Source organism: Euzebyales bacterium, from assembly GCA_035461305.1.
Classification (GTDB): domain Bacteria; phylum Actinomycetota; class Nitriliruptoria; order Euzebyales; family JAHELV01; genus JAHELV01.
The window spans coordinates 1-12,731 of sequence record DATHVN010000082.1 but is presented as its reverse complement, the minus strand read 5'-3'; the positions used below and the strand labels follow the sequence as shown (position 1 = coordinate 12,731).

10 protein-coding genes are annotated in these 12,731 nt (G+C 71.1%); 6 read left to right on the top strand and 4 right to left on the bottom strand.

Translation table 11 applies throughout. The features are described from left to right. Positions 1–48: 48 nt before the first annotated feature. Positions 49–939: a sulfurtransferase gene (locus VK923_07770; protein HSJ44562.1), complete on the bottom strand. Its 891-nt coding sequence runs from the start codon at positions 937–939 to the stop codon at positions 49–51. Positions 940–1,142: 203 nt separating this feature from the next. Here VK923_07770 and VK923_07765 point away from each other — a divergent pair, with 203 nt between their 5' ends. Then, positions 1,143–1,592, top strand: coding sequence for a SufE family protein (locus VK923_07765; GenBank protein ID HSJ44561.1), 450 nt, complete (start codon positions 1,143–1,145; stop codon positions 1,590–1,592). A gap of 137 nt (positions 1,593–1,729) precedes the next feature. Next, positions 1,730–3,730: an elongation factor G gene (locus VK923_07760; protein HSJ44560.1), complete on the top strand. Its 2,001-nt coding sequence runs from the start codon at positions 1,730–1,732 to the stop codon at positions 3,728–3,730. Between the two features lie 173 nt (positions 3,731–3,903). Here VK923_07760 and VK923_07755 read toward each other — a convergent pair whose 3' ends face one another. Then, positions 3,904–4,350: a pseudouridine-5'-phosphate glycosidase gene (locus VK923_07755; GenBank protein HSJ44559.1), complete on the bottom strand. Its 447-nt coding sequence runs from the start codon at positions 4,348–4,350 to the stop codon at positions 3,904–3,906. A 250-nt stretch (positions 4,351–4,600) separates the two neighbouring features. Beyond that, positions 4,601–5,461 carry a hypothetical protein gene (locus VK923_07750; protein HSJ44558.1) on the bottom strand — a complete coding sequence of 287 codons (861 nt, stop codon included), beginning with the start codon at positions 5,459–5,461 and terminating at the stop codon, positions 4,601–4,603. A 203-nt stretch (positions 5,462–5,664) separates the two neighbouring features. Here VK923_07750 and VK923_07745 point away from each other — a divergent pair, with 203 nt between their 5' ends. From VK923_07745 to VK923_07735, 3 genes are all read left to right on the top strand, one after another. Beyond that, positions 5,665–6,915: an ABC transporter ATP-binding protein gene (locus VK923_07745; GenBank protein ID HSJ44557.1), complete on the top strand. Its 1,251-nt coding sequence runs from the start codon at positions 5,665–5,667 to the stop codon at positions 6,913–6,915. Then, positions 6,912–8,405, top strand: coding sequence for an ABC transporter permease (locus VK923_07740; GenBank protein HSJ44556.1), 1,494 nt, complete (start codon positions 6,912–6,914; stop codon positions 8,403–8,405). The genes VK923_07745 and VK923_07740 overlap by 4 nt, the downstream gene beginning before the upstream one ends. Positions 8,406–8,483: 78 nt before the next feature. Beyond that, positions 8,484–9,647: an ABC transporter ATP-binding protein gene (locus VK923_07735; protein HSJ44555.1), complete on the top strand. Its 1,164-nt coding sequence runs from the start codon at positions 8,484–8,486 to the stop codon at positions 9,645–9,647. A 635-nt stretch (positions 9,648–10,282) separates the two neighbouring features. Here VK923_07735 and VK923_07730 read toward each other — a convergent pair. Beyond that, positions 10,283–11,062: a transglycosylase family protein gene (locus VK923_07730; protein HSJ44554.1), complete on the bottom strand. Its 780-nt coding sequence runs from the start codon at positions 11,060–11,062 to the stop codon at positions 10,283–10,285. Positions 11,063–11,492: 430 nt separating this feature from the next. Between VK923_07730 and VK923_07725 the strand changes: the two genes are divergently transcribed. Next, on the top strand, positions 11,493–12,731 hold a 1,239-nt coding region (locus tag VK923_07725), incomplete at its 3' end, for a RecQ family ATP-dependent DNA helicase (GenBank protein ID HSJ44553.1).

The following is a 12,731-nucleotide window of genomic DNA, read 5'->3' as shown; positions in this document are numbered from 1 at the left end:
GAGTGCACGGTCAGCCGGGCGACCGCCCGGCCGCCCGCGCCGCCGCTGTCAGCGTGGCTGATCGCCGGTCTGGATGGGTGCGCCGACCAGGTTGCCCCACTCGGTCCACGAACCGTCGTAGTTGCGCACGTGGTCGTAGCCCAGGAGGTGGGTCAGGACGAACCAGGTGTGGCTGGAGCGCTCACCGATGCGGCAGTAGGCGATGATCTCGTCGTCGCCGTCGAGGCCCTGACCCTTGCGGTAGACGTCGGCCAGTTCGTCGAGCGACTTGAACGTGCCGTCATCGTTGGCAGCGGTCTTCCATGGGACGTTGACGGCGCCCAGGATGTGGCCACCGCGCACGGCGCCCTCCTGCGGATAATCGGGCATGTGCAGCTTCTCGCCCCGGTACTCCTCGGGTGAGCGCACGTCCACGAGCCTGCCTTCGACCTCCAGGTGGCTTTCGACGTCGCGGCGGAACGCGCGGATCGCGCCGTCGTCGCGCTCCACGACAGGGTACTCGGTGGGTGCCCGGTCGGGCTTGTCGGTGGTCAGGGGCCGCTCCTCTGCGATCCACTTCTGCCGGCCCCCGTCGAGCAGGCGGACATCGGGGTGGCCGAACAGGGAGAACACCCACAGCGCGTACGCGGCCCACCAGTTGAAGTTGTCGCCGTAGAACACCACGGTGTGGTTGCGTGCGATGCCCTTCGACGACAGCAGCTCTGCGAACGCGGGGCCGTCGACGTAGTCGCGGGTGACGGTGTCCTGGAGCTCGGTATGCCAGTCGACCTTGACGGCACCGGGGATGTGGCCCGTGTCGTACAGCAGCACGTCCTCGTCGGACTCGACGACGACCACGGCGGGATCGTCGAGGTGGTCGGCGAGCCACGCGGTGGTCACGAGCCGCTCGGGGTGGGCATACTGCGCGAGGCCCGGATCGGGGTCGGTGAGCACGGTCATCGTGGGACTCCTCCTGCCGGGGCGCTGGCGGGGTGCCGGCTGCGATCGAGGTGCAGCGCGTCGCGCGTGTCCGCTGCGCCTGTGACGGCGGTGGCGCACGCCATAGTAGGGGTAGGCGTCCGGCGCCGACCGGATTGCACGGTAACCATGGGGAGCCAGGACATGTCCGGCAACCAGCCCAACACCCAGCACCGGGAGCGACGATGAGCACCACCGACCTGAGCGGCAGGCTCGCCACGATCGCCGACGAGTTTCGCTCGGCGCCCGACGACCTGCGCATCGAGCTGCTGCTCGAGTACGCCGAGTCGCTGCCACCACTGCCCGACCATCTCGACAGCTCGAGCATGGAGCAGGTCGTCGAGTGTCAGACGCCGTTCTTCCTGCACGTCGAGGTCGCGGACGACCACACCGTGCGGTTGTGGTTCGACTGCCCCTCCGAGGCTCCGACCACCCGCGCGTTCGCCGGCATCCTCGCCGACGGGCTGGACGGCGCGACGGCCGAGGAGGTCATCGCGGTGCCCGAGGACCTCGCCGAGCGCATGGGCCTCGGACACACAATCAGCCCGCTGCGCCTGCGTGGGATGACCGCGATCATCGCACGCCTGAAGCGGCGGGTGCGTACGCAGGTCGACGCCCGACGGCAGCGACGGTGACTCCGCCGTCGGGCCGCTCGGCAGGCGAAATCGCACTCGCGTCCGCGTGCGCGACCCCGTAGGATCGACCGACCGCGCCGGCCGCTGCTGGTGCACGGAGAGCACGGCAGCCCGGCGATGACCATCGAGGACGCCGCATGCCCGCTGCCACCATCTCCACCGACCGCATCCGCAACGTCGTGCTCGTGGGTCACGGCGGGACCGGCAAGACCAGCCTGGCGGAGCGCCTGATCGCGCTCGGCGGCACACCGATCGGTCGCGACGGGTTGCTCGACCACGAGCCCGAGGAACGCGAGCGCGGCAGCACGTGGAGTCTCGGCGTCGGCGGCGTGACCTGGCGCGACCACCGGATCAACCTGCTCGACACGCCCGGCGGTGACGACGCGATCGGCGACGCCTATCCCGCGCTCGCCGCGGCCGACATCGCACTGTTCGTCGTCAACGCGGCCGCCGGCATACAGCCGCAGCACGACCGGCTGTGGGCGACGTGCGATGACATCGGGCTGCCGCGGGTCGTCGTGCTCAACCAGCTCGACCAGCACCAGGCGAACTACCAGGCGACGATCGACGCGCTTCACGAGCGCTGCGGCAAGGCGCTCGCGCCGGTCCACATGCCGATCGGGGTCGGCGCGGACTTCACGGGGATCATCGACCTGCTCCACTTCACGGCTGTCGAGAAGACCGACCAGGGACGCACAGACCGCGCGATCCCCGACGAGCGCCGGGAGCAGGCCGAGCGCAATCGGGAGTTCCTGGTCGAGGCCATCGTCGAGCAGGACGACGATCTGCTGATGGCCTACCTCGACGGCGAGACGCCGGCGGCGGAGGAGCTGGGCAAGGTGTTCGCGGCCGGCATCGCGAGTGGCGGCTTCTTCCCTGTCGTGTGCACATCGGCCACGGCCGACATCGGCGTGCGACTGGTGGCGGACTTCCTGCTCACCGAGGGTCCGGCACCGGAGCCGGTCACCGACCAGACCGCAGCCGTGGTCGTCAAGACCCAGTCCGACCCGTACGTCGGGCGGATCAACGTCCTGCGCCTCATCGGCGGGATGCTGCGCGCCGACGACGTGCTCACTGTTCAGCGCACCGGCGACAAGGTCCGGATGCACCAGCTGTTCCGGCTGCAGGGTTCAGACACGTCACCGGTCACCGAGGTCGCGGCCGGCGACGTCGTCACGGTCGCCAAGCTCGATGACGTCCGCACCGGCGACGTGCTCGACGTCGACGGCACGACGGCGCCACCGCAGGTCCCCGCACCGCCCGAGCCGTACTTCCGCATGGCGCTCCAGCCGGCGAGCGCCGGCGACGAGGACAAGATGTCGACCGCCCTCGCGCGGATCGCCGAGGAGGATCCTGCGCTGCGCCTCATTCGTGACCCCGAGACCAACCAGCTGGTGGCCAGCGTGTATGGACCGACCCACATGGCGGTCGTGCAGTCGCGCCTGCAGCGCAAGTTCGGCGTGTCCGTCGAGACCGTCCCGGTGCGCATCGCCTACCGGGAGACGGTCCGCGGCACCGCGGAGGGCATCGGCAAGCACGTCAAGCAGTCCGGCGGGCACGGGCAGTACGGCATCGCCCACATCCGGGTCGCTCCGGCGGACCGCGGTGCCGGCTTCACCTTCCACGACAACATCGTCGGCGGCGTCATCCCGCGCCAGTTCATCGGCAGCGTCGAGAAGGGCATCGTCGACGCCCTGGCCAACGGGGTCCTCGCCGGCTATCCCGTCGTCGATGTCGAGGTCACCGTCTTCGACGGAAAGCACCACAGCGTGGACTCGTCGGACATGGCGTTTCAGATGGCCGGCGCGCTCGGCTTCCGCGCCGCCGCCGAGGCTGCGGGCCTGGTGCTCCTCGAACCGATCGACGAGGTGCGGATCACCGTGCCGGACGCGCTGACCGGCGACGTCATGGGCGACCTGTCGTCACGCCGGGGCCGCATCCAGGGCAGTGGCCGCGCCGGGCCCGGCACCGCGGTCGTCGTCGCCCACGTGCCTCGGGCGGAGCTGGCACGCTACGCAGCGGACCTGCGCAGCCTGACGAGCGGGTTCGGCGGGCTGGAGGTCAACCCGAGCCACTACGAGCAGGTGCCCGAGCACATCGCCGACCGCATCATCGCCGAGGCGGCCGAGGCGGCCTGAGCGATCCGGACCGGTGGGGGCGAGCAGGCATCATCTCGGTCGCGCGCGGCCGACGGCCCGGGCGGCAACGCGGGTGGCCCGTTCCAGCGCCTCGTCGGGTGCGGCACCGTCGAGTCAGGGCGCCAGGTACCCCGCGGTGACCACGTCACCGACGACCGCGACACGCGGTGACGTCATCCTGCGATCGCCGCCCGCGATCGCGCTCCCGGTGCCGCGTTGCGCAGCACCAGGGTGAAGTTGACCGCGAGGCCCGCACCCCCGGTCATGCGATGGAAGTGGTCGAGCAGGAACGGCGTCAGCGCCGCACCGATCACGCCCGCGTCGGCGGCGGCGTCCAGGCCGGACGTGAGCGCACGGTCGTGCAGCGCCCGGTCGAGCTGCTCGTCGACGGACATGGGGTTGGACACGACGATCGCCGCCGGCGCGCCGAGCTCCACCTGTGCGCGGTGGATCGCAGCGATCTCGTCGACGTCGTCGACCCGCCAGGGCACGTCGACACCCGCGTCGCTGCGGTAGAAGCCCGCGAAGCGCGCGCGCTGCGGTACCCCAGCACGGGCCCCCAGCGTCTCGAGGTGCTCCTGCGTGGCGGCACGTCCAGGATCGACTTGACGCCGGCGCACACGACCACGAGCGGCGTGCGTGCGAGCGCCGCCAGGTCGCTGACACGTCCCAGCTGCGCCGCGCGTGGCGGTGGACGCCACCCATTCCCCCGGTCGCGAACACGGCGATCCCCGCTCGGTGGGCCAGGTGGGCGGTGGCGGCCACGGTCGTTGCACCGTCGGCGCCGCGGGCCGCGGCGACGGGCAGGTCGCGAGTGCTCAGCTTGGCCACATCGGTGCAGGCGACGCCCCGAGCAGGTCGATGGGTCAGCTACAGGTCTTCGACATCCGGGAGGGTCGTCGTCCGCGCCTCCGCGAGACGATGCCCCAGGTAGAGCGGCAGCGCCTGTCCGCCGCAGTAGACGAGACCGAGCACCACGACCAGCACGCGCAGCACGAGCAGCCGGCGCTCGAGGTCGGCGGTCGTGTCCTCGAGCAGCGTACTGGCCTCGCCGGCCGTCGCGCGGTACCGCCCGAGCACCTCGCCGGTCTCCTCCAGGCTGGCGCGGACCTCGCCGATCGATGCAGCGATCGCCTCGCCCTGCGCCCCGACCTCACGCAGGTTGTCCCCCGCTTCGTCGACGGTGTCGGCCTGGGCGCGCAGGTCCTCCGGCAGCCCGTCGAGGTCGTCCCGCAGCGCGCGCAGCGTCTCGTCGAACGGCTCCTCCGGGGTGTAGGTGGGTCCCACGGGGAGGCGGTCCACGGCGCGCAGCGTCGCGTCGATGGTGCCGCCGACCTCGATCAGGGTGGGCATGGTGCGCTCCACCGACTCGAGCGACGACGCGACGTCGCCGCGGAGGATGCTGCCGGTCTCGTCGAGCAGGTTCGCGCCATCGTCGAGGCTGCCCTCCAGCCCACGCGAGGTGCGCTCGGCGCGGGCGAGGCCCTCGTTGATGACACCGACCGAGTCGGTTGCGACCACCAGCGACGCGTCGACGGTGCCGAGGCTCTCGGCCGTCAGCACCAGCGAGCGTCCCAGCAGCGCGTCGAGATCCCGCAGCAGCCAGAGGCCCGCCACGATCGCGGTGACACCGGCGACCACCCCGACCAGGCCGATCGCGCGCATCACCCGCCCGAACCGCCGAAGGCTCACGTCGTCGCGCTGCTCGGTGATGGTCGCTGTCCAGGTCACGGGCTGCGGGCCTCCAGGGCCGGTCGTTGGGTACGCTGCGGCCCGTGTCGCCGGCCGGTGCCACGCCCACTGCCGTGCATGCACTGCGGTTTCTCGCGATCAGCGGCTGGGCACACGGGGCCGAAGAGAGACTGTACCGGTTGTCTTCCCGCGCACACGACCGGGGTGACACGGATCCTCCGAGCGACGAAAGACGGCCGCGAATGACCGACACGACCGCGCACGACCCGCCGAGGAGCGATCACATCGTCGACACGCGGCACCTGACGAAGCGCTTCGGCGGGCAGACCGCGGTCGACGACCTGACGATGCAGGTCCGTGAGGGCACGATCTTCGGTTTCATCGGACCGAGCGGGTCGGGCAAGACGACGACCGTCCGCCTGCTGACCGGCGTGCAGTCGCCGACCGACGGCACCGCGTACGTCATGGGCACCGAGCCGACAGCGTTCAGTGAGCGCGAGCGCGAACGGATCGGCTACATGCCACAGCTGTCGGTGCTGTTCCCCCACCTGTCGATCATGGAGAACCTCCGTTTCGTCGCCTCGATCTACGGCATGCCGTGGGGACGTCGGTCGCAGCTCAAGCGGGTGCTCGAGTTCGTCGAGCTCGTCGAGCATCGCCGCAAGCGCCTGCGACATGCCTCCGGCGGCATGCAGCGACGCCTCGCACTGGCGGCCGCACTGGTCAACGAGCCGCAGCTGCTGTTCCTCGACGAGCCGACCGGGGGCATCGATCCGGTGCTGCGCCGCAAGTTCTGGGACCACTTCGAGTCGCTCCGCGACGGCGGCAGGACCCTGTTCGTCACCACCCAGTACGTCGGTGAGGCCGCGTACTGCGACCGGATCGGCGTGCTGCGCGAGGGTCGGCTGCTGACCGTCGACACGCCCGAGGGCCTGCGGCGGCAGGCCTTCGGCGGTGAGGTCATCGATCTGATCGTGGCCGACCGCATCGAGCAGGACCTGATCACTGACGCGACACGGCTCCGCTACGTGGTCCACGCCCAGCGCATGCGCGTCGACGGCCGCGGGATGCGCATCACCGTCGACGACGCCGACCGGGTGATCCCCCCGCTGCAGCGCTGGTTCGACGAGCGCGGTGTGCAGGTCGAGTCGATCGACCGTTACCTGCCGCCGTTCGACGACGTCTTCGTCAAGCTGATCGAGTCCGAGGGACCGACCGAGCTCAGCGGGCTGTCCGACGCCGCCGCCGAGCAGGCCGCGCTCGAGCCGGAGATCACGATCCCCCCGCCCCCGCAGGACCCCTCGGTGGTCGGTGGACCCCCGGCCGCACCGCCACCGGAGACCACCGACACCGCACCGCCGGACGAGGTGGTCGCGCCGAAGGTCGACGCGGCGGCCACCCCACCCCCGGGGGGCGGCGCCCCGACCACCCCGCCCCAAGAGGGCGACGACGAGGCGGCGGACGACAGGGCGCCGGCGGAGGACCAGCGATGAGGCGGATCGTGCGCACCAGCGCCTTCGTGCGCAAGGAGATCGTGCAGGTCGTGCGCCAGCCCGGCCTCATGCTCAGCCTCGTGCTCGGACCGTTCGTCATCCTCCTCGCCTTCGGCAGCGGCCTGCGCGAGGAGGACCCAGCCGTAAGGACGATCTTCGTCGTGCCGGAGGGCAGCGAGGTCGAGGGCGAGGTCAGGCAGTTCGCTGAGGCCCAGAGCGAGCGGTTGACGGTAGAGGGCGTCCAGCGCGACGAGGAGGGCGCGCTCAACCGGCTGCGCCGCGGCGAGGTCCAGATGGTACTGGTGTTCCCCGACGACGCCGAGCAGACGGTGCGATCGGGCGCGCAGGCCGAGGTCAGCGTCTACCACAACCAGATCGACCCGCTCGAGACCCAGGCGATCCAACTGTTCACCCGCACGGGGGTCGACGAGGTCAACAAACAGGTGCTGCGGGAGCTGGTCCGAAGCGGGCAGCAGGAGTCGGCGGACGTCCAGCAGCGGCTCGACGCCGCCCAGGCCAGCGTCGCCGCGTTCGACCGCCGGCTGTCGAGCGGAGCGGACGCCGACCAGCAGCTGCAGATCGCGCAGGGCGACCTGGCCGACCTCGCGCTCGCACTGGGACCGTCGCTGGCTGTGCTCGGCGGGATCGAACAGACGACGGGTCCCGGAGACAGCGCCGAGCTGCTCGACGCCTACGCGTCGCTGACCGAGAGCTCCGACGCGCTGAGCCAGTCGTCGAGCGCCTCGGCGGTGGAGCGCGAGCAGGTCAGCCAGCTGTCGCAGGACCTGGATGCGCTCGACAGCGAGCTCGAGACGTTCCAGTCACTGAGCCCGGACGTCATCGTCAGCCCGTTCGACGGCACGACGCAACGGATCGACGGCGATGACGTGCAGCTCGTCGCGTTCTACGCCCCGGCGGTGCTCGCCCTGCTCGTGCAGCACATGGTCGTGACGTTCGTGGGCCTCTCGATCGTCCGCGAGCGCGAACTGGGCACGAACGAGCTGTTCCGGGCAGCACCGGTAACGACCGCCGAGATGGTCATCGGCAAGTACCTGGCATTCTTCCTGTTGGGGGCGATGATCGCCGCTGCGTTGACCGCCGGGCTCCTGTTCGGCCTCGGCGTCCCGATGGTGGGCTCGTGGGCCGTGGTCGTGACGACCGTCGCGCTGCTGCTGCTGGCGTCGACGGGCCTGGGGTTCCTGCTCGCGCTCGCGGCTGGCAGCGACAGCCAGGCGGTCCAGTACGCGATGCTCGTGCTGCTCGCCAGCATCTTCTTCAGCGGATTCCTGCTCAGCCTCGAACGGTTCCGTCCCGTGCTGGTGTGGGTCGCGCAGATGCTACCGGTCACCAGCGGCGTCGTGCTGCTGCGCGACGCGATGCTGCGTGGCCAGCTCATCCAGCCGCTGTACCTGCCACTGCTGGCGATGCTGGCCGTCGCGCTCTTCGTCGCCTCATGGCGCCTGTTCAAACGGCACCTCTACGCCGGTTAGGCGCACCACAGCCCAGATCCGTGGCGGCGCGGCGCGATCCTCTGCATAGGCTTGGCGGGGAGCCCAAGGAGCCGCTGCGTGGTCGAGATCGCACTCGACGAGGTGACCGTCGTGTTCTCCGGCGAGCGTCCGGAGGACACGGTCACGGCGCTCGACCGGTTGACGTTGCACGTGCGGTCGGGCGAGCTGCTCACGCTCGTCGGGCCGTCGGGGTCGGGCAAGTCGACCCTGTTGCGGACAGTGGCCGGCGTGGAGGAGGTGGCTGCCGGCACGATCACGATCGGTGACCGCATCGTCAACGACCTCTCTCCCCGCGATCGCGACGTCGCGCTGGTCTCGCAGTACGACACCCTCCTGCCCCACCTGACGGTCGAGCAGAACCTCGGCTTCCCCCTCAGCCTGCGCAAGGTGCCCTCGGACGAGGCGTCCCGCCGCGTCCGGGCTGAGGCGAGGGCACTGGGGCTGTGGCCGAAGCTGCGCCGGCGACCGAGGCAGTTGTCGTCCGGCGAGCGCCACAAGGCGGCGCTGGGTCGGGCGACGGCACGCCGACCGCAGGTCTACCTGTTCGACGAGCCTCTCGCCGGGCTCGACGCCGGCGAACGCGGCCGCGTCCGGCGGGAGCTGCGCCAGCTGCAACGCGGCATGGGCGTCACGGCGGTCTACGTCACCCACGACCAGCGCGACGCGATGGCGCTCGGCGATCGCGTGGCGGTGCTGTCGCGCGGTCGGATCGTCCAGGTCGACGAGCCCATGCGGGTGTGGGCGAGCCCGGCCGACCTGTTCGTCGCCCGCTTCTTCGGCGATCCCCCGCTGGGGGTCGTCGAGGGTCGCCTCCACGACGACGGGACGACCGCCTGGATCGACTTGTCGGGCACCGCGCTACGGCTGCACCCGAGCCAGCGGGAGGCAGTGGTGCGGCGGGCGACGGGTGCCGAGATCGCCGTCGGGGTACGGGTCGGCGCCGTGTCGATCGACGAAGGTGACCCGCGTGATGCCTGGCACCGGCGGCTGCCGGCCGTCGTCACAGCGATCGAGCCGCTCGGCTCGTCGACCACCGTGACGCTGGAACCCGGGCGCACCCGAGGACTCGGACACGGCAGGTTGTTCGCCAGCGTTGCGCCCAGCCGTCACATCGCGCGGGGCGCACCGGTCGCTGCGACGGTCGACCTGCGGCGCAGCTTCGTGTTCGACGTGCTGACGGGCGAGCGGCTCAACAGCGCACAACATGACACACCTAGCTGAACGCCCGACTGCAGCGGTGTCTGCGACTCTTGGTAGTCAGAGCGTGCGCGGGACCACCGCGCACCGGCGGGGCGATCGGACATACACGCATGACGACGATGGCAGCACACGTGGGAGGCGCACTGGTCGCCGGCGCGGTGTTGGACGTTGGTGCCGCATGTGAGGGCGCGCGCGCAGGCGGCTGGCCGTCTTCGCGGTGACGCTGTCGATGCCGTTGATCTTCCCTGTTGTACCGCACGCCATCGGCGCGTCGTTCAACGTCTTCGCCTGCCGTCGCGTTGGCCTCCGACCCGTTCCTGTTCATCTCGGCGACGAGCTTCCGGTCGATGTGGTACGGGGCGACGGCGCCAGCTACTTCCCCTGCGCTGCGCAGAGCCGCCCGGCAGGAGGGCGGTGGCCGTCGGCTTCATCGACGAGATCGACGCCATCGTCCACGGCGCGTGGCGGGCTGGCTGCGGCCAGCGGTTGGAGACCTCGCGATAGGGCAGCTCGGAGGCGCCGGTGGCGCGCTCCTCGAGCGCGACGAGCTAGCTGGTCGGCGATCAGATCACCGCAGCGCTGGAGGGGCGGGAACGGCACCGCGGCGCAAGATCGACCCCCGCGAAGCCGCGCCCTCACGCACGTAGGGTACAGACCTAGAGCAGACCCAGCTTCGCCGCGCAGGACGGCCACGCCCCCCAGCCCTGCTGCGCCTTCAGCAGCTCGCCGCGCTTGATCTGCTCCTCACGGCTGTGCTCGTGGGGCAGGCCGGAACCTCCGACCGCGGCCCATGACGATGCGCTGAACTGCAGCCCGCCGTAGTAGCCGTTGCCGGTGTTGATCGACCAGTCACCACCGGACTCGCATTGCGCGAGCTCGTCCCACACACTGCCCGACGGCACGGCTGCGACCTGCTCGGGTGCCGGGTCGGGCTCCGGAGTGGGATCGGCGCCGTCGTCGTTCTTGGCGTGGGCGTGAGGCTCCTCGGGCTCCGGCTCGGGCGGCGGTGGTGGTGGTGGTGGTGGTGGTGGAGGTGGCTTCGGCAGCTTGCGGCGCTGCAGCTCCGCACCGCAGGCGGGGATGCGGACGGTGATGCCCGACCGCTCCAGCCAGGTCGCCTCGAGCTGTGGGTTCGCGTCCCACAGGCGGTGGAAGGCCTTGTCCCCCTTGAAGCCGTAGGACCAGGCGATCTGCTGGAGGCCCTGGCCGTAGCGGACCCGGTGGACGATCGACTCGCCCGCGGGCGTCCACTGGTGGCTCGCGCCCTTGGGCATCTTGTCGATCGTGCACGGGCCCTGCTTGACGGTGTACGTCTTGCCGCCCTTGCTCTTCTTGGACGCCGCCCCCGCAGGTGCAGCGGACCCCACGGCGATCAGCAGCGCGCTGGCCGCGACCAGCACGGCGAGCAGGGTACGTGCGTTCCAACGCAGTGCCATCGTTCCTCGATGCTCATCCGGTCACGCGCCGGGCGCTGACCGATGCTTCGGGCGGATCGCGCCCGGAAGGGACGACCCGTCGCCTCGACTCAGCCGGCGACGTAACCAGCATGCGCACGTACGCAGCGTCAGGGACCTGTCCCGTCGACCAACGCGACCACGATCCCAGGGCGGCGGACAAAATTTTCGATTCGGTGCGTGAAGAGTGGGCGATCGGGCACCACAGTGGTGTCAGGTCGCCGTTCGCGGCGGCCACGGCTGGCGCGCTGGGGCCCTCGCGGTCCCGTCGTGCCGGTGCGACCGACGCTGTCGGCAGGGGGAACGGCATGGTGCGCACGACGAGGCCAGGTGATCCACCGGGCACGGCGGACCGTTGTCGCGAACCGGCACCCGGACGCGTTGCACGGAGCACCGGTGGCGGACGCGTGTCATGAGCGCGTCCCGGCGGTCGAGCGAGGTCACCCGGGCGCTGCGCCGGTACTTCCCCAGGCTGCAGACGTTCCTGCCCGGGCAACGTGAGTCGCTGGAGGCCGTGCTCGACGGCCGCGACGTCATCGCGGTGCTGCCGACCGGCGGCGGAAAGACGTTGGTCTTCCAGCTCGCCGGCCTGCTGCTGGAGGGGACGACCGTCGTGGCGACCCCCCTGCTCGCATTGATGCACGACCAGGTCCGGCGCCTGCGCGAGGACAGCCACCTGCCCGTCGCGGCGCTGTCGGGCAACCTGCGCGGCGCCGAGCGTGAGCAGGTGCTGGCCGACCTGGCCGCTGGTGCCTACGGGTTCGTGTTCTCGACGCCCGAGCAGCTCGCGCGGACCGACGTGCGCGCCGCCCTCGGGCGATGCGCCATCGACCTGTTCTGCGTGGACGAGGCGCACTGTATCTCGGAGTGGGGCTTCGACTTCCGCCCCGCCTATCGCGAGCTGGCAGCCGCCAAGGACGCGATGGGCACACCACCCGTCCTCGCCCTGACGGCGACCGCGCCGGAGACCGTGCGCCGCGACGTCGCCCGCGAGCTGCGGCTGCGCGACCCCTTGGTGGTGGCCCGCGGCTTCGATCGCCCGAACCTGCACTTCACCGTCGTCAGGGTCACCGACCCCGAGCGCCGCGACCGGCAGCTCCTCAGCCTGCTCGACGAGGTCGCCACGCCCGCCGTCGTGTACTGCACGACACGGCGCGAGGCCGAGGACACCGCCATGGCGCTGCTGGACCTCGCCGGCGGCGGTGTCGCGCCGCGCCGCGTGCGGGTCGGGCACTACCACGGCGGCATGGACCGTCAGACCCGCGAGTCGGTGCAGAACGCCTTCCTGGCCGACGACCTCGACGTACTGTGCGCGACCAGCGCCTTCGGCATGGGCATCGACAAGCCCGACATCCGCACGGTGATCCACCACACCATGCCGGACTCGGTCGAGTCGTACTGGCAGGAGGCGGGCCGCGCGGGACGCAACGGCAAGCCGTCGGACTGCATCCTGATGTTCCGCCCGGAGGACCGCGCCGCACACGAGCACCTGCACCGCCGCAGCCGGCCTTCGGAGTCGACGCTGGCCAAGATGCTGCACGTGGTCAGCCGCGTCGACCGCGCCACGCCGATGGCCGATGTCGTCACCCGCATCTGTGAGATCGCAGAGGTCGCGCGGTCGGGAGCGGTCTCGCTGATGGAGGACCTCGAC

Excerpts from the sequence above, each read along its gene's own strand:
- VK923_07745 (HSJ44557.1), top strand. The coding sequence starts at position 5,665 with ATGACCGACACGACCGCGCACGACCCGCCGAGGAGCGATCACATCGTC.
- VK923_07740 (HSJ44556.1), top strand. The coding sequence starts at position 6,912 with ATGAGGCGGATCGTGCGCACCAGCGCCTTCGTGCGCAAGGAGATCGTG.
- VK923_07730 (HSJ44554.1), bottom strand. The coding sequence starts at position 11,062 with ATGGCACTGCGTTGGAACGCACGTACCCTGCTCGCCGTGCTGGTCGCG.
- VK923_07770 (HSJ44562.1), bottom strand. The coding sequence starts at position 939 with ATGACCGTGCTCACCGACCCCGATCCGGGCCTCGCGCAGTATGCCCAC.
- VK923_07765 (HSJ44561.1), top strand. The coding sequence starts at position 1,143 with ATGAGCACCACCGACCTGAGCGGCAGGCTCGCCACGATCGCCGACGAG.
- VK923_07760 (HSJ44560.1), top strand. The coding sequence starts at position 1,730 with ATGCCCGCTGCCACCATCTCCACCGACCGCATCCGCAACGTCGTGCTC.